The organism is Ekhidna algicida, assembly GCF_051379705.1.
Classification (GTDB): Bacteria; Bacteroidota; Bacteroidia; order Cytophagales; family Cyclobacteriaceae; genus Ekhidna.
Map to the genome: position 1 here is coordinate 1043586 of NZ_CP179868.1, position 24219 is coordinate 1067804.

Annotated in this window: 21 protein-coding genes; 12 read left to right on the forward strand and 9 right to left on the reverse strand. The window is 40.1% G+C overall.

The window, feature by feature from the left end; all coding sequences use genetic code 11:
* Position 1: 1 nt before the first annotated feature.
* From ACL8WY_RS04370 to ACL8WY_RS04390, 5 genes are read right to left on the reverse strand one after another with little or no spacing between them, the layout of a single operon-like run.
* Complete coding sequence (locus ACL8WY_RS04370; RefSeq protein ID WP_436517203.1) at positions 2 to 1093, reverse strand: DegT/DnrJ/EryC1/StrS family aminotransferase; 1092 nt, start codon at positions 1091 to 1093, stop codon at positions 2 to 4.
* Complete coding sequence (locus ACL8WY_RS04375; protein ID WP_436517204.1) at positions 1090 to 1545, reverse strand: acyltransferase; 456 nt, start codon at positions 1543 to 1545, stop codon at positions 1090 to 1092. Before ACL8WY_RS04375 ends, ACL8WY_RS04370 begins: the two co-directional genes overlap by 4 nt.
* On the reverse strand, positions 1542 to 1769 hold the full coding sequence (locus ACL8WY_RS04380) for a cytochrome b5 domain-containing protein (protein WP_436517205.1): 228 nt from the start codon (positions 1767 to 1769) through the stop codon (positions 1542 to 1544). Before ACL8WY_RS04380 ends, ACL8WY_RS04375 begins: the two co-directional genes overlap by 4 nt.
* Positions 1769 to 4129: an endonuclease MutS2 gene (locus tag ACL8WY_RS04385; protein ID WP_436517206.1), complete on the reverse strand. Its 2361-nt coding sequence runs from the start codon at positions 4127 to 4129 to the stop codon at positions 1769 to 1771. The genes ACL8WY_RS04380 and ACL8WY_RS04385 overlap by 1 nt, the downstream gene beginning before the upstream one ends.
* Positions 4126 to 4461: a DUF4296 domain-containing protein gene (locus ACL8WY_RS04390; RefSeq protein ID WP_436517207.1), complete on the reverse strand. Its 336-nt coding sequence runs from the start codon at positions 4459 to 4461 to the stop codon at positions 4126 to 4128. Before ACL8WY_RS04390 ends, ACL8WY_RS04385 begins: the two co-directional genes overlap by 4 nt.
* 134 nt (positions 4462 to 4595) lie before the next feature.
* Here ACL8WY_RS04390 and ACL8WY_RS04395 point away from each other — a divergent pair, with 134 nt between their 5' ends.
* From ACL8WY_RS04395 to ACL8WY_RS04410, 4 genes are all read left to right on the forward strand, one after another.
* Entirely contained in the window at positions 4596 to 5480 is an 885-nt protein-coding gene (locus tag ACL8WY_RS04395) for a DUF58 domain-containing protein (protein WP_436517208.1), read from the forward strand.
* Complete coding sequence (locus ACL8WY_RS04400) at positions 5461 to 6363, forward strand: hypothetical protein (protein WP_436517209.1); 903 nt, start codon at positions 5461 to 5463, stop codon at positions 6361 to 6363. The genes ACL8WY_RS04395 and ACL8WY_RS04400 overlap by 20 nt, the downstream gene beginning before the upstream one ends.
* A complete protein-coding gene (locus tag ACL8WY_RS04405; RefSeq protein WP_436517210.1) occupies positions 6353 to 7396 on the forward strand; it encodes a vWA domain-containing protein in 1044 nt (347 codons plus the stop codon). The genes ACL8WY_RS04400 and ACL8WY_RS04405 overlap by 11 nt, the downstream gene beginning before the upstream one ends.
* An 85-nt stretch (positions 7397 to 7481) precedes the next feature.
* Entirely contained in the window at positions 7482 to 10556 is a 3075-nt protein-coding gene (locus ACL8WY_RS04410) for a CHAT domain-containing protein (protein WP_436517211.1), read from the forward strand.
* On the opposite strand, the gene ACL8WY_RS04415 is transcribed toward ACL8WY_RS04410, so the two are convergent.
* Complete coding sequence (locus ACL8WY_RS04415; protein ID WP_436517212.1) at positions 10547 to 11233, reverse strand: CDC27 family protein; 687 nt, start codon at positions 11231 to 11233, stop codon at positions 10547 to 10549. The two genes, ACL8WY_RS04410 and ACL8WY_RS04415, sit on opposite strands and share 10 nt — an antisense overlap.
* Positions 11221 to 11766: an RNA polymerase sigma factor gene (locus ACL8WY_RS04420; protein WP_436517213.1), complete on the reverse strand. Its 546-nt coding sequence runs from the start codon at positions 11764 to 11766 to the stop codon at positions 11221 to 11223. Before ACL8WY_RS04420 ends, ACL8WY_RS04415 begins: the two co-directional genes overlap by 13 nt.
* A 114-nt stretch (positions 11767 to 11880) precedes the next feature.
* Here ACL8WY_RS04420 and ACL8WY_RS04425 point away from each other — a divergent pair, with 114 nt between their 5' ends.
* From ACL8WY_RS04425 to ACL8WY_RS04460, 8 genes are all read left to right on the forward strand, one after another.
* The gene (locus ACL8WY_RS04425; RefSeq protein WP_436517214.1) at positions 11881 to 17604 is read left to right on the forward strand and encodes an Ig-like domain-containing protein; all 5724 of its coding nucleotides are present in this window, start codon (positions 11881 to 11883) and stop codon (positions 17602 to 17604) included.
* A 109-nt stretch (positions 17605 to 17713) separates the two neighbouring features.
* Positions 17714 to 18223, forward strand: coding sequence for an RNA polymerase sigma factor (locus ACL8WY_RS04430; protein ID WP_436517215.1), 510 nt, complete (start codon positions 17714 to 17716; stop codon positions 18221 to 18223).
* Positions 18207 to 18623, forward strand: a complete 417-nt coding sequence (locus ACL8WY_RS04435; RefSeq protein ID WP_436517216.1) for a hypothetical protein — start codon at positions 18207 to 18209, stop codon at positions 18621 to 18623. The genes ACL8WY_RS04430 and ACL8WY_RS04435 overlap by 17 nt, the downstream gene beginning before the upstream one ends.
* Positions 18624 to 18675: 52 nt before the next feature.
* The gene (locus ACL8WY_RS04440) at positions 18676 to 19203 is read left to right on the forward strand and encodes a DUF4252 domain-containing protein (protein WP_436517217.1); all 528 of its coding nucleotides are present in this window, start codon (positions 18676 to 18678) and stop codon (positions 19201 to 19203) included.
* Positions 19204 to 19292: 89 nt separating this feature from the next.
* Positions 19293 to 19784, forward strand: a complete 492-nt coding sequence (locus tag ACL8WY_RS04445; RefSeq protein WP_436517218.1) for a hypothetical protein — start codon at positions 19293 to 19295, stop codon at positions 19782 to 19784.
* Complete coding sequence (locus ACL8WY_RS04450; protein WP_436517219.1) at positions 19781 to 20674, forward strand: ATP-binding cassette domain-containing protein; 894 nt, start codon at positions 19781 to 19783, stop codon at positions 20672 to 20674. The genes ACL8WY_RS04445 and ACL8WY_RS04450 overlap by 4 nt, the downstream gene beginning before the upstream one ends.
* A complete protein-coding gene (locus ACL8WY_RS04455; RefSeq protein WP_436517220.1) occupies positions 20667 to 21506 on the forward strand; it encodes an ABC transporter permease in 840 nt (279 codons plus the stop codon). Before ACL8WY_RS04450 ends, ACL8WY_RS04455 begins: the two co-directional genes overlap by 8 nt.
* A 110-nt stretch (positions 21507 to 21616) precedes the next feature.
* The gene (locus tag ACL8WY_RS04460) at positions 21617 to 21949 is read left to right on the forward strand and encodes a hypothetical protein (protein WP_436517221.1); all 333 of its coding nucleotides are present in this window, start codon (positions 21617 to 21619) and stop codon (positions 21947 to 21949) included.
* 63 nt (positions 21950 to 22012) lie between these two features.
* Here ACL8WY_RS04460 and ACL8WY_RS04465 read toward each other — a convergent pair whose 3' ends face one another.
* Together ACL8WY_RS04465 and ACL8WY_RS04470 are read right to left on the reverse strand one after the other, a co-directional pair.
* Entirely contained in the window at positions 22013 to 22633 is a 621-nt protein-coding gene (locus ACL8WY_RS04465; RefSeq protein ID WP_436517222.1) for a LysE family translocator, read from the reverse strand.
* The gene (locus ACL8WY_RS04470; RefSeq protein ID WP_436517223.1) at positions 22634 to 24187 is read right to left on the reverse strand and encodes a GH3 family domain-containing protein; all 1554 of its coding nucleotides are present in this window, start codon (positions 24185 to 24187) and stop codon (positions 22634 to 22636) included.
* Between the last annotated feature and the right edge of the window lie 32 nt (positions 24188 to 24219).

Below are 24219 nucleotides of genomic sequence, written 5' to 3' on the forward strand. Positions count from 1 at the left end.
ATCAGTTCTTATTGTTTAAAATTTCGCAAATCCAATCGACTTCTTCTTCAGTCAACTCTGCAAACATGGGCAAAGAAAGTATTTCATTGCATAGTTTTTCCGCGATTGGAAATTCTCCTTGTCGATGCTTTTTATAAGCATAGCTTTTGAGGTGAGGAATGGGAGTCGGATAATGAATGGCACAGCCTATATTGACTTCTTTTAGTCGGCTCATCAGCTCATCTCTTCGATTTGATTGGATCACATAGAGATGAAAAACGTGTCGCATGTTTTCTGGCGTCACTGGTTTTTTTACCGATGCAAGTTTCTCGCTGTACCACTTGGCTACTTGAATGCGCGATTCTGTCCACGATTCTGCATTTGGCAATTTGGCAGCTAAGATAGCAGCCTGAATTGTATCTAAACGACTATTTCTACCAATTATACGATGATCATGCTTGCTCAATTGACCATGATTTGCCAGCATACGACACGTTTCAGCCAAGTCATCTCTATTGGTGACAACAGCACCCGCATCTCCATAGGCACCCAGATTCTTTCCTGGGTAAAATGAAAAAGTAGCTATTTCACCAAATGTGCCTACTCTTTGACCATTGAATTCTGCGCCATGTGCTTGCGCACAATCTTCAATAACATATAAGTTATGTTTTTTAGCAATCTCCATTATTTCATCCATCCTTGCGGGAAGACCATATAAATGGACAGGGATAATTGCTTTGGTTCTTTCTGTTATTTTTTCTTCAATTAGGGCTGGATCGATGGTCCTTTCATCTTCCAGCACATCCACAAAAATGGGTTCAGCTCCGACTCCATTTACCGCTCCCGCTGTACTGATCCATGTCAATGCAGGGACAATAACCTCGTCACCTTCTCCAATGCCTAAAGCCTTCAATGCTATTTCAATTGCATCGGTACCGTTTGCCATACCGATGCATTGTTTTGTTCCAACATAATCAGCAAAATCGGCTTCAAATGATTTGACTTTCTCTCCCCCAATAAAGGATGTCTCACTAATTACTGTTGCAATTGCCTGATCAATATCTGATTTTATTGATTCATACTGTGCTTTCAGATCAACGAACGGAATACTCATATCTCTCGAATCTTTTTAGCTGGATTCCCGGCATAGATGCCCGTCTGGTTAATGTCTTTTGTTACTACTGCTCCGGCACCAATGACTACATTATCACAAATTTTAACTGGAAGGATAGTCGCATTTGAACCAATTGAGACATTGCTGCCAATGGTGGTAGTCTCCCATTTAGAAGTGTCTCCTCCTGCTGGTGCTCCTGATGAAAACACATCGTTGATAAACATGACACCATGACCAATGAAGCAATCTTGACCAATAGTCACCAACTCGCAAATGAATGCATGGGATTGGATCTTCGTGCGTGCTCCAATCTTTACATTTTTTTGAATCTCTACAAAAGGTCCAACGAAGACATTTTCAGCCAATTCACAACCATACAGGTTGCTTGGCATGATGACTTTCACGCTTTGATGCGCTTTCACATCTTTAATTCCAGACTCTATTATCTTCATTTTTTCAGGTGTCCAATTACCTGCAATTTCTCAAAAACTTTTGTATCGTGAGGTGCATCTTTCAATTCTTCGGTCAGGTCTTGACCTGCCCAGTGCTCATAGTGGGTACCTCCTTTCCATAACCTCGACTTGGTAACATCATATATGACCCCTTTGTAGGCAATCCATATCTCTTCCCGGTCGCTACCATTTCTAAGCGCTAGTTGCTTTAAAGTATAATTCATCACTGAAGCTTAATAATGGAGATCCCAGCTCCTCCTCGATCGGCATGCTCATCCTCCACGCTGGCGATACTTGGGTGGCCTTTGGTTACATTTCTCACAATCTCTCGCAATACACCATGACCTTTACCGTGTACGATTCGTATCTCATCAACTCCCACCAGAAGTGCTTCGTCTATAAAGGTCTCCACTTTGCTCATCGCCTCGTCTGCCCGCATTCCCCGAATCGATATTTCATGATCGAAGTTGGCCATCTTTTGACTTATGTCAATCCCTAATTTCTTTACTTTCTTTTGATAGCTTACCTGTGGTGCTGCCTGAGCTTTTTCTAGTTTGTCAATTGAAACAATGGATTTCATGGAGCCAAACAATACCTCGGCTTGCTTTCCTTTGATTTTTTGAATTGTTCCGGTTGTTTCCTGCCCTACTACCTTAACCACATCAGCCTCTTTTAAGGCAACCTTAGCTTTAGGTAGCTTCTCCTTGAATTTAGATTTCTTATTGGCCAGTTCTTCTCTGATAGCCCTGGTGCGCTCCTTTGAAGCTTTACTTTCTTTAATCTCACGAATCACGCGCTCCACATCCTTATTTGCATTCTCCAAAATGTGGTTCGCCTCTTTCTTTGCCTCTTTGATAATTCGCTTTTTATCCTCCTCCAACATACTGCGAAGGTCTTCATAGTCCTTGCGAACTTTGGTTATTTCAGACTGATCCTTCTCTAGCTTCTTGCTCAACTTCTCAAATCGAGATTTTTCCTTTTCGAGCTGATTTAACAATTGGTCATAAGCTACATGTGAGCTTCCAATTTTGCTACGCGCAGAATCAATGATCCGATCCGGTAAACCAATTTTGCTAGCAATCTCAAATGCAAATGAGCTTCCTGGCTTGCCAACTTCGAGTTCGAAAAGAGGCTCCAGTGCTTCGAGATCATATTTCATTGCACCATTTACCAACCCGGGAGTTTCATCGCCTACTTTCTTTAAATTTTGATAATGTGTGGTGACAATGCCATGTGCTTTCTTCTTGTTGAGTTCCGATAAAACAGACTCTGCTATGGCTCCACCAAATTGCGGTTCGGTTCCTTTTCCAAATTCATCAATAAGAAACATAGATTTCTTATCCGTATGCTCCAGAAAATGTTTCATAGAAGTGAGGTGAGAGCTATAGGTACTCAAATCGTCCTCTATGGATTGTGTGTCTCCAATGTCTATAAAAATGGATGAGAACGTGCCCATGGTGCTCTCCTCGTTCACAGATACAGGAAGGCCTGTCTGTAGCATGTATTGTAGAAGACCCACAGTCTTTAGAGCCACAGATTTACCGCCGGCATTAGGACCTGAGATAATCAATATTCGTTTTTCGTAATCTAGTGCCAGGTTTAATGGAATCACAGGCTTCGCACTGTCTTGATGAGACAAGTAAAGAAGCGGGTGCACTGCGTTCACCATTCGAAATGTATTCGATTTGTCGATGTTTGGAATAACTCCATTTAATTGACTAGCTAAAAGTGCTTTTGCATGAATAAAGTCAAGTTTTTCAAGCAAACCAGCACCATTCTTCAAGTCAGACAAGTTTGCCCTGACATGATCTGATAACGCAATCAAAATCCGAATAACTTCTCGTTTTTCAGCGTATTTAAGCTCTCGAACTTGATTATTCAAATCCAATACTTCACCTGGTTCGAGATATACCGTCTGTCCAGTCGCGGATTCATCATGAACAAAGCCTCGAATTCGTTTCTTGTGCTCCGCTTTAACCGGGATTACCAATCGTCCATCTCTAACAGTGAGCGTACTATCGTCGTCTGTAAATTGGTCTTCTTTAGCTTTTTTTAGAATTTTTTGAATCGCTGAGCGTACCGCTCGTTCTGACTTAGATATTTTGGACCGAATTTCAGATAGTTCTTTTGATGCCGAATCTTTAACCTCACCTCGATCATCGATTGCTTTGTCTATATGAATCGAAAGGTTTGGGTCAATTTCTATTGCATTAGAAATGTCGTAAAGTTCCGGATACTCACTTCCCTTTTTCTGAAAGAACAGAACCCAGGTAGTTAAAGTATTTACTCCGCGTTTTAACTCATGAAAATCCTGTGGATCAAGAAATGAGCCGGGGACTTTTATTCGAATGAGGTATTCATCCATATCAGGAAACTCAAATGATACTTTATCATCTGAGTTGCCTTTCAGCCGAATCATCTCCTTTGCCTGATTCAGCCACTTTTCTAGAGTCTCGAAACGCTCAGTTGGATTTGCTTTTTTTGCTAACTGCTCTCCACGCTCACTTTGACAAAAACCAATCAAATGATTCCTAATTTGATCAAAACCAAGCTTCTCCTCTATATCCTTCGGATAGACTTTCACTTTTTAAATCTTTTCTCTTTTTCCATTAAAGAGTCCACCACCGCACTGTAGATCTTTTCAAATTCATTCGGATTATCCACGTAATAGTTGAAACTCCGCTCATATTGATCTTGGGTAATTCCCAAATCTTTAAACAACAGTTTTTCGTAGTGATCGTACACAGCTTGCGTGCTATCAACAGGTGCAACAGGCACTTTATTGATTTTGGCCTCAAGCAAATGAACTTCTGTCATTACTTTCACCATTTGTTCACGGCCAATAAGGTCATCCGGCTCATTTGAGCCAGAGCATGAGCAAACTATTACAAGAGCGGTTAAAAAAATGTTTTTCAAATCAGTCTATAAATTCGTGAAAATATAATTTTGAAGGTCAAAGCGTGTTTTGATCTTTGGCAAAGATCATACATGCATTGCAATTATCAATGATGCCATATTAATGCCAAACTTGATAGCGCAAAAAACTCAATATGAAGGATATCCTTAAAAGACTAAGAAGGTACGAGATACGCATTCGCAAAGCGATTAATTCGCAGATGCAGGGGGACTTCCATTCCATCTTCAAAGGATCTGGACTGGAATTCGATGATGTGCGTCCTTATCAATGGGGTGATGATGTTCGAAACATTGATTGGAAGGTTACTGCCAAAGGTCATGGCACTTTCATGAAAACATTTATTGAGGAGAAGGAACAAACTGTGTTTTTCCTGCTGGATGTGTCCGCATCTCAGGAAATTGGAAAAGATAATCGGCAAAAAATTGATTTGGCCAAAGAAATGGCAGGATTACTAGCGCTATCGGCTATTCGAGAAGGCAGCAAGGTTGGACTTTTGTGCTATTCTGATCAGGTTGAGGATTACGTGAAGCCTAGTAAAACGGTTAAGCATGCTTATGAAATAATTAATCGAATGTTTACACTCAAGCCTAAGTCAAGAAAGACTAATCTGGATGAAGGTATCAAGTACACATTAAACCTGCTCAACAAGAAAGCCATAGTGTTCATCATATCGGATTTTATTGATGAAAATTTTACACATTCCATGCGTGGGCTTGCCAGAAAGCACGATTTAGTAGTGGTTCATATTTCTGATAAGCGAGAGTCCGCCATACCACATCTAGGTATTGTTCCTTTATATGAAAAAGAATCAGGTAAGACTGTATGGCTCAATACTTCTTCCAAAGAATTCAAAAATGCGGTTGATAAAACACATGGCAAAAACAAAGACTCTCTGGAAAATTTTTGCAAGAGAAATGATGTAAACTATGTATCCATAGGTACTGAAGATGATTACGTACCTAAGCTTATCAAACTATTCAGACATAGAAATAGAAGTAATGCGAGAAGGACAAGGTAAAAGTTTGCTGGCTGCAATTGCTATTCTGTGCACATTGAATTTGCATGCACAGGAAATCTCTGTAAAAGGAGGTTTTGTTGAAGATAGTCTGCTTATCGGACAAGACGTAAGGTTTTGGATGTCTGCAACCTATCCTCCTTCTATGGAAATGGTTTTTCCTGACAGCCTTTATTCATTCAATCCATTTGAGATCAATGGAAAACAGTACTTTCCTACTCAAATCAAAGGTGACCTGGCGTATGATAGCACGATCTACACGATTCAATCATTTGAGATCGATCAGGTTCAATATCTGAAATTGCCGGCAATAGTTCTGAATGGAAGCGACTCTCTAGTGCTTGAAACACCTCTCGACTCTATCTATCTAACTGAGCTTGCTCCGGTTATCACTGACACCACTGCACTCAAAACCAACCTAGATTATCAACTTGTAGATACACAGTTCAATTATCCATTGATGTATTACATCCTTGGCGGACTCGCACTACTATCTATCATCTTGCTATTAATATTTGGAAAGCGAATCATCAAATGGTTTAAGCTAAGGAGGTTGCGCACCCAGTATGAGCAATTCTCGGAGGTATTCAACTCATATATAAAGAAGCTTAAAGTAGATCCCGATCCAGATCTTGCAGAAAAGGCATTGGTGCTATGGAAGAGTTATCAACAAAAATTGGATAAAGTGCCGTTTTCCGTGTTGACCACAAAGGAAATTTTAAGTCAGGATTTTGCTCAGGAATTAGAGAAACCTTTAAGATCTGTTGATCGAGTAGTTTATGGAAAACGAGTACAAGAAGATGTTTTCCAGGATTTTGAACAAATCGATGATTTTACACAAGATCGATATTCGAAAAAAGTAGAGGAGATCAAAAATGGAAAATAAGACAATTGATTGGTTTTCATTCGAATGGTTTACGCCATCCACTCTTCAGAATTTTGATTGGGCCAACCCACTTTGGTTTTATGCCATGTTTGCTATCCCTGTATTATTTTTATTGAGGTGGCTAATCGTTACACGGTTTAATCAAAAACTGCCTGTTGCACTCACAAAGAAGGACTTGAGCAGCGACCCTATTACCTATTTGAGATTTATTCCTCCAATCTTTTTTATCCTAAGTCTTCTCTTAATTATGACTAGCCTGGCTCGTCCACAAACAACCAATGAGCAAGTGGAGCAATGGAGTGAAGGTATTGATATCGTTTTGAATATTGACATTTCAGAGTCCATGCAGATTATGGATTTTCTTCCTAATCGATTGGAAGCCGCCAAAGAAGTCGCTCGAAATTTTGTTGCAGGCAGATTCCAGGATCGAATTGGATTGGTCATATTTTCCGGCGATGCACTACCCTCGTGCCCACTCACAACGGACTATGGTCTACTCTATGAGCTAATTGAGGATATTGATTTTGATAAGATAGAAAGCAGAGGAACTGCGATTGGAAATGCTGTAACCTCCGGTATCAATTTTCTGCGTGAGTCTGAGTCAGAATCAAAAGTGATGATTCTTTTAAGTGATGGTGACAATACAGCCGGAAATGTAGATCCAATCACGGCAGCCAATTTGGCAAATGCCTACAACATTAAAATGTATGTGATCGCCATTGGTAGAGATGGGAAAGTGCCTTTTGGAACCGACTTTTTCGGAAGACCAAGATTAGTTGAAAATACGTTTGATGAGTCTACTCTTAGAGAAATTGCCAAAATTGGCAATGGAAAATTCTATCGTGTTTCAGACAAAGAAGCGCTTGTCCAGGTATTTGATGAGATTGATCGTCTGGAAAAGGCCGATATTAAGGAGACGCGATATAAGGATACAACAGATTTCTACTATGTCTATTTGAAGTGGGCCGCTATGTTTTTGCTACTTTGGTTACTGACTAAGTCAACATTTGTAACTAATGTTTTAACTGACTAAGCCAATCATATAGCTTAAGTGGTTTGAATTAGGTGCTAGCTTTTTAATAACTTAAAAGTCTAAACACCAATCCTATAACCTGACCATGGCTAAAATTTCAATCAGCGTATACCTATTATTTTTCTCGATACTATCGCTTGCTCAAGAGGTTTCTACAAGTGAACCTGACAGCATCACAGCAAAGCGTGCTGAAGGGTATTATCAGGCAGCATTTGATTTACTTAGGAGGAATACAGATTTTAGAAATGCGGAAATAAAATTTGATTCTGCGTTGTTTCTTTTTGAACATATTAAAGATAGCGCCAGACATGTCGAAACATTAGTAGGAAAAAGCTGGTGTTACATATTCCAAGAGGATTATGAGGAAGCAGAAAATATCTGCAAGATGGCCTACAAGTTGTCAGAAAAATATCAAAACAAGAGATTAGATGTGGTTTGTAGGCAACTAGGAATTGTTTACGAATATATTTCAGATTATCAATTATCTGAAAAATTCATGTTAAAATCCCGTGATATAAGAGAAGAAAAGTATGGAAAAACCCATAATGCCTATGCGCAAATCCTAGCAGACCTTTCAGTCCTTTATGACAGGATGGGTAGCTATGCAAAAGCTCTGGAATACCGTTTTCAAGCCAATGATATTTACGAAAAAAACGGGTTTCGCATTAATCGGAAAATCAATGCTCACTTGAATATAGGGTCTATCTACTACAAGTTTAGTGATTATAAGAAGATGCTGGAACATTCGCTTAAAGGCCTTGAGATGTCACTCGAAGAGTATGGTGAGAATCGAATAACAGCGCTATTGCTCGAAAATGCAGGAATCGCATATATGGGGCTAGGCCAGCTGGAAAAATCAAGAGAACACTCCTTGAAATCACTGAGAATTAGAAGCGAGTTGTATCCTAACGGTCACTTCACTATTGGTAGTACTTACGCTAATCTAGCAAGTGTTGAATATCGATATCGAAATTATGATTCCGCAGCTTATTATTACAGAAATTCACTTGAAGTATATAGCAATTCACTAGGCGAAAATCATGCATACGCCATCAATGCTTTAGAGAATATAGGTGTATCATACATGCGCGACGATAGTTCATTTCGTACTTCCGAAGCGTCAATAGCTGAAGCTTTTCTAATACAGGCGCTTGAAAAAAAAATAGAAAAATATGGAGAAAACCATATTGAAATAGCTAAGACTTATTCAAACCTTGGAGCCTTAAATCGGTTAGCTGGAAATTACAAGCAATCACTTACCTATTTGAATAAGTCTCTCAATATTCATAACCAAAAAATGGGTGAAATTGGAAACATACAATGCAACACCTACAGGAATTTGTTTAAGCTTTATTTCGCAGAGGGATTCTACACGGAAGCATTAGATGCGATAAATAAGGCAATGGTTAGCAATGGTAGTATGTTAACCAAAGATCCTTACCTACCTCCATTTTCTAATAGCTACAATGTAATTGCAAAAACGTTTGAGCTTATAGATTTAAAGATTGAACTTCTTAGGGAAATCAATCCTAAGAGTGCGCCTCAGATGATTATCCAACATATTGACACGCTTATCAAAATCACTTCGCAGGTGAAAGAAGATTTTTCAAATAGAACTGATCTGGAAAACCTAGTAGAGCGCTACCATCATTTTATGGGGCTTGGTGTTAGTGAATCAATTAGTCTCATTTCTAACGAGTCGAATGATAAAAATCTAATGGGCAAAGCCTTCCAGTTTGCAGAGTCTGCGAAGGGTAACTTATTGGTCGATCAACTGCAACGAATGAATGCTCAAAGCTTTGCAAAGGTGCCCGATTCCTTACTTCTCAGAGAAAAAGTATTACTAGATAAATTGGCAAAGAATAAAAACAAGACCGCAGAGAACGACTCAATTGAAGTGGTCATTGAAGAGGAACGATTTGCCATTAATAGGGAAATAAATGAACTAGAGAAAGTTCTAAAAAATGAATACCCCTCCTATTATTCCTTGAGAAATAGCCCAGTAAAAGTTGATCTGGATCGATTGAAACAACTATCGGAAGAAGAAGACCTCAATATTTTAAGCTACTTTGTAGTAGATGATGCGATTTACTCATTTCTAATTACGAAAAATAAACTCAGCACTTTTAAAAAAGAACTAGGTTCAAAGGCGTTTTTAGATGAACAAATTAGTCGTTTCAGGGATGGACTCATTAACGTCAATGAAGAATATATTGATGCTTCAAAGGAGCTCTACCAACTTCTATTCGAAGAGGTAAAACCTGTCTTGGAACCTAATTCCAAACTCGTGATTATCCCGGATAATACTCTTGCATTGATCCCATTTGAACTCCTCATGGATGATTCGGAAAAGATACTCCTGGAAGATTACGCCATTACTTATTCGTATAGCATCAAGCAGTTTTTACTTGCTTATGAAGCAAAGAAGAAGGCAGCGAACCAGTACGTGGGTTTTGCCCCAAGCTTTAACGCTAGCTTGACGGAAGATCCGGTAAGAGGAGAGATCAGTCAACTACCGGGAGCACTGAAAGAAGTCAATACAGTTCTGAAATTTCTAAAAGGCAGATCTTACCTAAATGAGGAGGCGAGTGAAAGCAATTTCAAAAATATAGCTGGAGAATATTCCCTGATACACCTAGCTACCCATGCAATCATGAATGATCGCGAACCTGATAAATCCAGACTGATGTTCAACATCGAAAATGATACACTCAACGATGGTGATTTGCATGCATATGAAATTTACAACATGGATATTAACTCAGACTTGGTTACGCTGAGTGCCTGCAATACCGGAATGGGTAAAATCCAGAATGGAGAAGGATTACAAAGCCTTGGAAAGGCTTTTTTGTATGCGGGGTGTCCCAACTTAATCATGAGTCACTGGAAAGTTAATGATGAATCTACTGCTGAATTAATGGGATATTTATATAAAAACCTGAATGATGGATTAAGCAAAGATGAAGCGTTAAGACAGGCAAAACTTACGTATCTAAAAAACGCAGACCCTGTAAAATCTCATCCGTATTACTGGGCTGGATTTACATTTATGGGCAATCCGGAACCCCTGAATTCAAATGAAGAAAGTCGTAAATGGTGGTTGCTGATATTCCCTGTGCTAATCGTTATTTTCCTCGCAGCTAGGAAACGTCAAAGCTGATCGAGAATATCTCTCGACTTGGCTCCCAATCCATCATCCTGGCTTGTAACTATGCTCAATATTTCCTTAGCATTGTTGATTTGACCAAGTTTAATATGGATGAGTGCTCGGTACCATAAACTAATTTTAAAATACTTGGATGACTCGGAAATTTGATTTAGCTCATCAAGAGCTTCTTTATATTTTCCCAATTCAATCAAACAAATACCTGCATACAGGTTATATCCTGCCTGATTATTCTCACTTTGCAACTGAAGCATTAGATCATATGCCTCGTTGTATTCTCCATTCTGATAAGCTGAAAAAGCTTCTCTCTCCAAGTCATTGCTAACATCACCTCCTCTTACCTCTCCAAATTCATATACTCCATAAGGCTCGTAATAATCGGTATAAATTGATTGTGGGCTACTTGAGTCTGAAAAGAAAAAGTAGCTGATAATCAGGAGTGGGATCAATGCTGCTGCTACATACCAGTACTTTGAACGAGCGCTATCCTTTTGCAGCATATTTTTCAACCGATCTCTTTCGGCAAAGGCGATTCCTTTCATCATCATATGCTCTTTTTCTACAGCTTCCCTTAATTCAGCATCATTATCCATATCAGCCTCAAAGTCCGCTTTTTCTTTCGGAGAAAGTTCATTGGTGATGTATGCCCGTATCCGCTCTATTTCTTCCATACCTTCTCTTTTAAGTATCTAACACACCTTGATTTTTGCACTTTTAGGACATTTTTATCTGAATAACCAAGCGTCACCGCAATCTGCTGTAAGCTCATCGACTGATAATAAAACAGCTTAAGTATCGACTTACAAGGTTCTTTCATGGCAGTAAAGTGCTCTTTCAACTGTTGTGTCAATTCATTTTCCCCTTCCTCTTCTTCGACCCATTCCCGATAATAAATCTGAACTTCGTCCACTTTATCGTCTTGTCGCTTTTGAAGCTTAAATCTCTTGAGCAATTGATTCCTACAAACAGCAAATAGATAGGTTTTAAGTGTGCATTTCAAATCAGCCAACTTCCCATCGAGAGCCGCCTCATACAATACAATGACCGCATCCTGATACACATCTTCAAATAAATTATCATCACCAAAATGCTTCATTAACCAGTTTCTAGCCTCTTTCTTGTAGAGGCTATACACCTTTTTAAAAGCATGTTCGTCACCCTGAGATAACCGATCAATAATATTTCTTTCACTGGTTGCTTCCACTATTTAGTGTTTCATCAGCCAAAATAGTTAACACCTCCTCGAAAAAAAATTTTTACTCTGCTGTTAACCTCTCCACTTCTCCGCTATTAAGGGTTGAACAAAATCGCATATGCCATGAAAAAATTACCAATCTTTATTCCTTTTCTTTTATTCAACCTTCTTTTAAATCTCTCCACTTCATTTGCACAACCTGTACTCCAGACCTTCAGTCCTGAAGATGATGCGACTGGCATACCTATCGAAGGAGATATTGTATGGACTTTTGATAAAAATGTTGTTATCGCAGATGATAGCAGAATTATACTCAAGGTATCAGGAAGCAACGCTGTAGTTCCAGCAAGCGTAACTGCCAGTGGGTCTGATGTCATCATTAACCCGACAGAAAACTTATCCTATTTGACTACCTATTATGTAACGTATCTTTTTGGAGGAATAACTGACACTGGAGGAAATGACTTTGGAGGTCTGACCTCTAGCTATGGATTCACAACCGAATCAGAGTTTGATACTAAACGTCCTGTCGCAGAATTGCTATCCCCATCTTATGGTGCAATAAATGTTTCCAGGTCTGATAACATCGTTATTACTTTCGATGAGGAGGTGCAAATCCTTGACCCTGGCAAAATTAGAATCAGGCTGGATAGCAATGGAGAGACATGGAGTTCCACGCCATCAGTAGATGGAAATATACTGACTATAAACCCCAACAGTACTTTAGCAGCAGACACCAGGTACTATGTACAGCTCGCTTTGGGCGGTCTGGCTGATCTGGCCGGGAATAATTACCTTGACATGACCACTTCCATTGCGTACATTTTTATTACTGGAACTGAGCTTTCCGGTGCACCCACAGACTTCAATATCACTCAGACATCCATTGGAGAAAACAATACAATTGGAAGCTTAATCGGTAGTTTCATACCCATAGACCCTAATGGAGGCACGTATTCCTACGCACTAGTTGACAATGAGAGCTTTCCTGATAATAGTGCTTTTAGCATTAGCGGAAATCAGTTGATCGCAGAGGATGTATTTGATTACGAGAGTCAGTCGAGCTACTCGGTTCGGGTAGCGCTCACCGATGAACAAAACAATGTATTAGCTAAAACCATCGATATTGCTATTGGTGATCGTGTAGAACCAGTAGCACCTACAGACTTTAATCTGACCAATACCAGCTTTCAGGAAAACAATGCAGAGAACGCAGTAATTAGCCTTTTTTCTGTTACAGATGAAGATGGTGGAGCATACACCTATCAACTAACTGATAATGCAAGTTTTCCTGATAACTCAGCATTTTATATCTCGGGTAATATATTCTTGAGAGCCAGCCAAATATTTGATTTTGAAATGAAATCAAGTTATTCCATCCAAATAGAATTAACAGATGAGGCTGGGAATAGTCTGCTTCGAAACTTCACGATAAGCATCACGGATATAGCAGAAGTAGCAGCTCCAACAAATTTCACCCTTGGTAACACAAGCATTACTGAAAACAATGCAGTTGGAGATTTGATAGGCATCTTTACTGCGACCGATACCGATGGAGGTTCTTACAGCTATGAATTGGTAAATACCGGCAGTTTTCCTGATAACTCATTTTTCTCTATTTCGGCAAATCAACTCATCGCCAATACTGCTTATGATTTCGAATTAAAAACCAGTTATTCAATCCAGGTGGAGCTGACTGATGAGGATGATAATAAGTTGGTGAGATCATTTACGATCAATGTAATTGATGAAAACGATACAGATAATACTATCCCATCGGCAAGTAGCTATACACCTGCCAACGGTGCTAATAATGTCTCCATCTCATCTGGATTGTCTCTTCAAATAACATACAATGAGCCAATTCTGCAGGGTACGAACGGCTTCTACCAATTGAGAAAATTTGATACGGACCAACCAATTGGTGGCTTCATTTATCCGTCTGCTGATAACGTGGTTTATTCAGGAAGTACAGTAACCATCACCATCGAGGAGGCATTGGAATACAACACCCGGTATTATATTTATTCATCATCTGGAGTTGTTACGGATCTGGCGCTCAATCTTGGAGATGCATTGGCAAAGGGTGATTGGGACTTCACCACAGAAGCTGCGCCCGTTGTAGCTCCAACGGATTTCGATCTAAGTACTAGTACGCTGGCGGAAGGCAATGCAATTGGTGACATTATTGGAAGCTTCACCGCAACTGACATTGACGGTGGTGTTTACACGTATGAGTTGATAGATAATGGTTCTTTCCCTGATAATGCAGCTTTTTACCTAGAAAATAATCTACTAAAGGCAAATGCAATCTATGATTTTGCCACCCAAAATAGCTACGATATTCGTGTGCGACTAACAGACGAGGGTGACAATCAGCTTACGCAAGAGTTTTCCATTGGAATATCAAGTACAGATAATGAGGCACCCTTTTTACTGTCTGTCACACCTGATTACAATGCTACTTTTGTGGCAACAGACGCAAATATCGTTCTTACTTTCAGTGAGCCTGTAACAAATGGTCCCGGAGACATCTCGTTGTTCAATGCGATAGGTGGATCAAGAAAAGAAAGCCTGACTGACGATTTAGTTTTTAGCGGCAATACTGTTACCATTAATCCAGACAATGATTTTTTTGAGAATGCTGAAGCTTATGTTTTTATTGAGTCGGGCGCTTTGACTGATATAGCAGGCAACCCGTTTGCAGGTATCGCTCAGGGAGAATGGGTCATCTCTACCAGAGATCCTAACGACAATGTAGCTCCCAAACTACTTTCTGTGTCGCCATTGCCAGATGCTGATGATGTACAGCCTGGAGACAATATAATAATGGAATTCAGCGAAGATGTATTTGGCGAGAGTGCGAGTGCGCAGATTGCTACTCTGAAATCCAGTACAGATGGCGAAAATTTTTCTTTAGAGTACTTTTTAGATTTAGGAGATGCATTTGTTACACTATCAGGAAACACAATTACCATAGACCTTCCTAGTGATTTGGAAAGAGGTAAAATATACAGTCTTTCCATGCCTGGAGTATCACCCAATTTAGGACTAGAGGATCTTAATGAAAACGGGTTTGAGGGGATTGAGGAAGGAAATTGGTTATTCACACTATCCAAGCTGGATCAAACCATCAATTTTCCTGAAATAGCCGATAGGTCTTTTGATGATTTTGCTACTGTTGCTTTAAGCGCAAGTGCGACATCAGGAGAGGATATTACATATGAGGTGATTTCCGGACCTGCAACTATCGTTGGGAATGGTGAGTTTGTGAGCTTCAATGGTACCGGTACAATTGTGGTTGAAGCCACGCAGGCAGGTAACCTTACTTACAATCCAGCTATACCCGTTCGCCAATCATTTACCGTTAACAAGGCGGATCAGAATATCATATTTTCTACCATTTCAGATAGAACGTTTGGTGCTCCTGATTTTACTATTGATCCTCGGACAGTATCCTCTGAGTTATCCGTTTTCAGTGAAGTAATCTCAGGTCCGGCTACAATCCTGGGGAATACTGTAACCATCACAGGTGCAGGTGTAGTGACCATTGAAGCCAGGCAGACAGGTAATGGTAATTATAATCCAACTTCTGTTCAGCGTTCCTTCACCGTCAATCAAGCCGGTCAAATTATCACATTTACTGATATCCCGGATCAGCCATATACGAGCAATCCGATAAATCTCGTTGCTTCCTCAACTTCATTTTTGCCAGTTGACTTTGAGGTTAATTTTGGTCCGGCCACTATAGATGGAAATAAACTAACCATCACAGGAATAGGTGATATTTCAGTGAAAGCCACTCAGGTAGGTAATGAAAATTATAGTATGGCGGCTTTCAAAACGATAGGGTTTGAGGTCAGCAAAGCTAGCCTGACGGCTCGTGCCGATGACCAAGTAATTACCTACGGCGATCCGCTCCCCCCATATACCGTAAGTTATGAAGGTTTCGCACCAGGAGAATCCATCAGCGACTTGGATCAGCAACCCTCAACTAGATCTAATGCAACATCAAACAGCGATGTAGGAGACTATACCATATTTATTGATAGTGGAAATGATGATTTGTATCAATTCATTTACGAAAGAGGTACACTCACGATCAGGCCTGCCACCCAAAGCATAGATTTTCAGGATATTAATGGAAAAGTATTTGGAGATGAACCATTTGATCTAATCGCCTCCTCCTCTTCACTACTGCCTGTAGCGTTTGAATTAATTGACGGACCTGCATCTCTTGATGGAAGTGAACTAACCATATTGGGTGCAGGAGAAATCGTTGTAAGTGCCATTCAGGTAGGTAACCAAAATATATTACCTGCCAGCATCGTAAAAGTAATAGAAGTGGGTAAGGCAGATCAGGTGATATCCATTGCACCCATTGGCGATAAAGAGATTTCCGATCCTACTTTTGACGTGTCTGCAAGCGTGGATTCAGAATTACCACTTACGTATGAAATCTTGTCGGGTCCTGCCACCATCAACGGAAATATGATTACACTAACAGGAACAGTCGGCATAGTACAGGTACAAGTGAGCCAAGCGGGCAATGAGAACTACAATGCCGCCTCTTCAACTACATCATTTATCGTTAGCAGTCCAGACAAAACCGATCAAACCATCACCTTTCAAGAAATCGATGATATCGTATTTGGAGAATCTGGAACACTAACAGCCACCGCAAGTTCGGGTCTCACGGTTGTTTTCACTATCACTGAAGGTGCTTCCTTAGTCAATAAAAGTGGCAGTGAATTGACTGCAATTGGAACAGGTAACGTCACCGTACAGGCCACTCAGAATGGTGATGACACTTACAATGCTGCGCCGACGGTAAGCCGATCTTTCACTATCAACAAGGCAGATCAAACCATAAGTATTGATCCTATTGAAGACAAGTCCACGACTGATTCACCATTCGATGTTATGGCTTCAACAGATTCACAATTGAGTTTGAATTACAGTGTGTCTGGCCCTGCTACAAACTCAGGTAACACCATTACTTTGAACGGTACAGAAGGAACCGTAACCGTAACAGTCTCTCAAGCAGGTAGCACCAATTATCTGCCTGCCAGCGAGCAAATATCATTTGAGGTGACTTCTAAGGAAAATCAGACCATCACTTTCGATGCAATTGCTAATAAAGTCTACGGTGATTCTTTTACACTATCTGCCACCGCTTCCTCTGAACTGGATGTTGATTTCACTGTCACAAATGGTGCAGACCTGGTAGAGATCATCAATGATGAAGTAACCATGATCGGTGTGGGTGAAGTCACCATCGAAGCGTCACAACCCGGAAATGAGCAATACAATCCCGCCGAAGTGGTCTCCCGCTCTTTCACCATTACTATATCCGATCAAATCATTTCAATAGAGACGATTGAAGATAAGCTAACCACAGACGACCCCTTTGAAGTAGTGGCTACAGTAGATTCTGAGCTACCGCTCTCCTATTCTGTTGAAGGACCTGCCACTAACGAAGGATCAACCATCACACTGACAGGTGAAGCAGGAACGGTCACTGTAACTGTTTCCCAGGCCGGAAATGAAAATTACCTGGAGGCATCTGAAAGTGTTTCATTTGAAGTGACTGAACCGGAGCAGGCACTTGCAATCGAACCGGCAATCAACGTGAGCTACTACCCTAACCCTGTGATCGACCGATTAATGATAGAAGCCGATCAGGAATCAACCATTCGATTGATCCATCTGGATGGACAAGTACTGATCGAGAAAAGTATGAAGGAAGGATATCTTGATCTATCGGCGATGAATGCAGGTGTTTATCTGCTTGAAGTAACATCTGATGAGCAGACCATCAGAAAGCAAATCATAAAGACAAACTAAGGCAGCATTAGCTTAGGCTTATGCGATTTGGGCGGCTCCAGGAGTCGCCTTTTTTATTTTTTTCAATCTTCCTGTAACTTTTCGTCTGACCTCTACATCATCTAGCTGAATGTCACAAAACCTATACCATAAGCACATACTTCCAGCATCTGACGGCATGTTTCGGTACGCGTTATCGATAGTACATGAACCAGAGACTGCAAGAGATGTAGTACAGGACTGCCTCACGAAAATTTGGAGTATTCGTAAGGACCTGGATAAAGTTGAAAAAGTCAACGCGTGGGCTTTTCGCATTGTCCGAAACAGATGCATCGAAATCTTACGAAGAAACCGATACGCAGACCTGGACGAAAAAGTGGTAAACATGAGATATTCAGGGACGGTAGAAGAGCAAGCCATCACCGATGATTTTATGTCAATAATGAAGGAAGTGCTCAATACATTACCGGCCAAGCAGCAGGAGGTTTTCCACCTTCGTGAAGTGGAAGACATGAGCTATCAGGATATAGCTGAAACATGCGGGATCAGTGAAAGTGATGTCAAAGTCAACATTCACAGAGCTCGGAAAAAAGTGAAAGAAGCCATGCAAAAAATAGACGCATATGGGATCGCAAATTGATAAACTACTGGAAAAATACTGGAATGGAGAGACCAGTCTGGAGGAAGAGAAAGTGATCAAGTCACATTTCAAGTCCAACCCGGCGCTCAACAATGAAAGTCATTACTTCCGATTCCTTGCTAAGCAGAAATCGCAGAAGTACGAAGGATCAAAAGCGGTAAGTAGACGAAAAGCCTGGCTTTCTGCAGCAGCTACGATCACGATTGGAGTAATTACCGCAGCGTTGGTATTCAACGATGCGAAGAAAGACCCATTCGCGATTGATGATCCAGAAAAAGCTTTCCAAGCTACTAAAGAAGCATTGATGATGATTGGAGCTGAACTAAATCAAGGACAGAGCCACACATTGGAGCTTACCAAGATCAACAAAGCAAAGGAAGAATTGCAGGAAGAATCCTGAGTTCTAAAGAAAACCAAAACCTTGATTTTAAGACCTTTTAAAAAATAAAACGATGAAAAAGATTGTATTAACCATGTTTATTCTTTCTGTTGCTGGCTTTGCCTTCGGACAGGGAGCAGTAGTTTCCAAATACTTCGATAAATACGAAGATGACGAAACCTTTACCAAAGTTTCTGTGAGCAGTAAGATGTTTTCACTCTTCACTGAAATGGAAGGAAATACGGAAGATGAAAAAGAATTCCTTGATGTAATCAGCAAGCTTAAGGGTATGAAAGTAGTTGCAAGCGAAAAAGTTTCTGATCCTAAAGGCCTCTACAACAGTGCAATTAGCGATGTGTCCAAAGCTGGATACGAAGAACTAATGACGGTAAAGGATGCCGAGGAAAATGTAAAGATTTCCATCAAGGAGAAAGACGGAATCATTGAAGAATTGATATTAGTTGCTGGAGGAAAAGAAAAATTCGCAATGGTCAGCCTATACGGAATTATCGATTTGAAACAAGTTTCTAAGCTTGCCAGCATGATGAGAATGAGTGAGCTTAAATACCTCAAGAATCTCGATGATGATGACAATGAATAAAAAATAAGTTAGATGACGAAGGTGGGCAAGAAAATAATTTCTACCCGCCTTTATTTTTGTTATAATGTGCTCTCACGCTCTACTACTAAATGAAGAAATACTTACTTGCTACTATCTTGGCAATGATAATTTTGCCAACACTCGCTCAGGAATCCATAATTAAAGATTTTGCCGAGCCACGAAGGCCTACTCGCTGGATGAATCCTATCTGCTTGTATCCAAGCACACTTCGGATGGTTAATCTGGCTCAAGATCCCAATTTCAATGAGATGGTCAACGATATTGAAAAGGTGCTCATTTATACGCTGGACTCAGCTACAGTCGCATCTAAGAGTTATAAAGAGCTCTTGAAAAACTACGAATCTGAGGGATTTGAAGAGTATATAACCATCTTCGGTAAGCAGGAGATGCGAATCGTAGGCAAAGAAGAAGAATACGTTGGCATCATGTCCGCCGAAGGCAGTGCTATTGCATTTTACCTCCGAGGAGACATCCCATTTGGGAAAATACCTACCCTTCTGGAAAGTTTCCAAAGTTCAGATATGTTACCAATGCTAACCGATCAATTCAATTTCAAATGAGTGTATTAAAAATCAATAAACTCACTAAGCGGTTCGGGAAGCTTACAGCGGTAGACCAGCTTGATTTGACTATCGAAAAAGGTCAGGTGTATGGTATTCTTGGACCGAATGGGAGTGGTAAGACAACAACCTTGGGTATGATCCTGGAAGTGGTTGCACCTACTAGCGGTGGCTTTGAATGGTTTGGCGGAATCAATAATGTTGAAGCACGTCAAAAGATTGGCTCTATACTTGAAACGCCTTGTTTTTATAGCTACCTAACTGCTACTCAAAATCTTCGAATAGTTGCTCACATCAAGAATTGTGATACAAAAAGAATCGATGAAATCCTTAAACAAGTCAATCTCTACGAAAGGAGAAATGACAAGTTCAAAACTTACAGCTTGGGAATGAAACAACGGTTGTCGCTGGCAGCCGCCCTACTATCGGACCCACCAGTGCTTATGCTGGATGAGCCTACTAACGGTTTAGACCCGGAAGGAATTGCTGAAGTGAGGCAATTGATCAGGGATATTGCTGCACAAGGCAAAACAATTATCATGGCCAGCCACTTGCTGGATGAAGTTCAAAAGGTATGTACCGATTTCTGTATTCTTAGAAAAGGCGTCAAACTGCATGAAGGATCAGTCAGCGATATTCTAGGTGAGACCAATGCAGTTGAAATATCAGCAACTGATTTGGAAGCACTCAATCAGTCCATTCAAACATTTGATGGGCTAGAGAAAATCGAAAAACAGAATGGATCTTTAATGGCTTATTTAAAAGAAGGAAACTCGTCTGACCGCCTCAACCAATTCTGCTTTGACCAAGGCATTGCCCTGAATAAGCTAATTCCTCAGTCCAAATCACTAGAACAAGAATTCTTAAAAATCTTAAAAGAAAATGATTAGAGCTTTTACACTTGAATGGCTGAAGCTGAAGCACTACAGGGTTTTTTGGATTCTGTTTGGACTTTATTTATTGGCACAATTGATCATTACCAACGGAGGCATCTTCTTCCTGGAATGGCTCAAAAGCAAAGGAGCAGATTTTGATGGGATCGATCCAACAATCCTTCCCATCTATGACTTCCCGGATATCTGGCAGAATTCAGTTTGGTTGGCTTCCTTCGTTAAGGTTCTCATATCCTTCATCGTAATTGTATCGGTGAACAATGAACTCTCTTACAACACACTGAGACAAAACATTATTGATGGAATCAGCAAGCGGGAATTTCTGCTTTCCAAGCTCTCTTTGATCCTTTTCCTTGCTGGTGTTTGCACGCTTGTACTCTTTGGATCTGGGCTGATAGCTGGGCTGATATATTCCCACGTCACAGACCTGAAATACATTTTTGCAGACTTTGAATTTCTCCTGGCATACTTTCTACAGCTTGTAGTGTTTTGCTTGTTTGCATTCAGCTTGGCAATGATCATCAAGAAGGCGGGCTTTGCTATCGTGATAACCATGCTCTACAGCCTGGTTTTTGAGCCGATAGTAACTTCTATTCTGGAGTTTGCTCCATTCGCCAGAGATTACACAGCAGGAATAGTGAAATTTTTCCCTATCTATTCAATAGAAAAACTTTGCGGAAAAGTTTACGAAAGCCCTTTTGCACGCTACTTATTCCAAGAAATTAAAGATTCAGTATACTGGTATGAATGGCTGATTGCGCTAGGCTGGGGGGCACTTTTCATGCTTTTTATTACCTGGATTCTTAACAAGAGAGATTTAAAAGCCTAAACGATAGATTTCAGCATTTCAACTAATTTCTAAGTCAACTTAGCTAAAACCCTGATACTAAGTCAGGGTTTTTCTCGTTTTTTGTGTTGTATAGAATAAAGAAAGCAGTTATGATAAAGTTTGTGTCAATCCTCGTGTCGGTATTCTCATTCAACTTCGTTGTATCGTACAGTACCGCAGATCAGCCATCTGATGTAGCACTCGAATTTAGCGACAAAGCAGTAGCCGTAGAAAGCGGTCAGCCTGTATTCACTAAAGGAACCAAAGTTTGGTTAACAAATCCCCAGAAGCAGGAAATAAAACTTTACCTGAACGAGGAAGTAAAAGAAATTAATGGTGTCAAGGTCGATTTATCAAAAATCACAAACCTTAGTGAAGGCACCTATACGGTTGTTGTAAATACGGTTACCGAAGAGAAAATATTCGGTTTTACGATACAATAGCCAAAAAATTTAGGTTAGGTTTTTAAGAGTAAAAACGTGTCTCAAACTTTGGGATGCGTTTTTTTATGCATAGTTCCTTAGAAGGAAATACAAAATCTGAAAGGTGAAAAGCACAAGAATTATTGCAACCGTCCTGTTCATGTTTCGAACAAATCTCACTGTAATCAAATGTTTTAATCGGTGAGCCACGAATGCCTTGCCTACGTCCATACTAAAAATGGTTATTAACATTCCTCCAAAAAATTGGATCTGCTGATTGAACCCATACTCAAAGTTGATAGCTATCGCACTAACCCAGGTAGCCCAAGAAACGATAATAAACGGGTTTAGTCCGTTGAGAAGCAAGCCCTTAGCGAACTGTTTAGCAAAATTTGAATCGTTCACCATTGCAGTCTCATTTTGAATTTTTGGTGTTTTAAACCAAGAATAAAGACCATATGCTCCAAGCATAATTGCCCCAAAAATCCCCATCCAAAATTTAAAATCATCTGTTTCCAATGCCTTAGACATCCCAAACAAGACGATTATCACATAGAAAACATCGCTTGTAGATATTCCGACTGCAAGGAATATTGCCTTCTTTAAGCCTTGTTGAATACTTGTTTGGATAAGTGCAAAAAATGCCGGTCCGATCGCAAAAAGAAAGATGAGGCCGAAAATCAGTCCGTTTATTATTGGTGGCATTTAGTTAGTCCCTGTATTTTGTTCGTCTAGAAAATTTCTCCAAAGTTGTGCCTTTTCTTTCTTAAGTACACGAGGAAATTTATTTTGACTCCCAACTTTTCCTTGAGATTCCATCCAATTGTAAAAAATCTGGGTTGGCAGGATGCTTACTTTGACTTCTTTGAGGGCAGATCCTCGCTCTACTTTGTAGTCGTCATTGAGCTCCATTAAATGATAATCTATTCGCTCACAAAGAAGTTTTTTATCCACTTCATCGTCTGTGCCTATGTACCAGCGATGTGCAAACAGACTTCCAGATCTATCCCCCAAGAGCGTAAATTCCCGAATGTCAATTTTCATTTCTTCCTCCACCAATTCTATTGCCTTATTCATATTATCAAGGCTCAAGTGCTCACCGCATAAACTCATGAAAAGTTTGGTCCTTCCTGTTATCATAATCTCACTTTCCTCGACCGAAACAAATTTTATCACATCGCCAATCATATATCTCCAGGCTCCTGCATTTGTAGTTATTAATAATGCATACTCTTTGTTTTCCTTTACCTCGTCAATCTTCAAAGTTTCAGCATCCTCTTTTATCTTTCCATCTTCATCAAAGTTGGATTCAGTAAAAGGTACAAACTCGTAAAAAATTCCATTGTTTAGCACCAATCTCATGGATCTTCTATTAGGATAAGCCTGAAAAGCAAGAAATCCTTCAGATGCTAAATAGGTCTCCATGTAATTCAATGGCCTACTCAAAAGCTTTTCAAATCCACGTTTATATGGCTCAAATGACACACCACCATGAACGAAGATTTGAAGGTTTGGCCAGATATCATGTATCGTTTTGACTTTATACTTCTCTATGATCTGTTCCATCAAGATCTGGAGCCATGCAGGAACTCCGACAATTATTCCAATGTCCCAATCAGGAGCCTTCTTTACTATTTCATCGAGCTTGTCATGCCAATCTTTTGTCTTGGCTATCCTTTTCCCGGGCTTATAAAAGTGCTGAAACCAAAACGGAATTTGTGCCGCTGTAATTCCGCTCAAATCGCCTTCAAAATAATGACCACTTCTTTTCAGATCTGTGCTACCTCCAAGCATTAAAATACCTTTCGAAAATAGCGATGCAGGCAAATCATACTTGCTCATAGTCAAAATCTGTCTCATTGAAGTCTTCCTGATTGACTTCACCATGTCTCGTGTAATTGGGATATATTTTGAAGAAGCTCCGGAAGTTCCTGAACTGAGCGCAAAGTATTTGATCTTCCCGGGCCAACACACATCTCCCTGACCCTCTTTGGCCATATGCCACCAATTTTGATAAATTTTATCATAATCATGGATCGGGACATTTGCCGCAAAAGATTCGTAAAAGTCATCCTTCCCACTCTTAAAGGAGGTAAGAATACCATCAAAAGAATGAGTCTGACCAAACTTAGTAGTCTGACATTGTATCAGTAAATTTCTTAGCTCTTGCTTCTGTAATTCAAGTGGTGAAGTATATAGTTGCTCCAAACTTTCGCGCAACATGATTCCCTTCTTGAGTAATGTCCCTAAAATTGCCATTCAAATCAATTGAAACTTATTCTTTAGCTTTC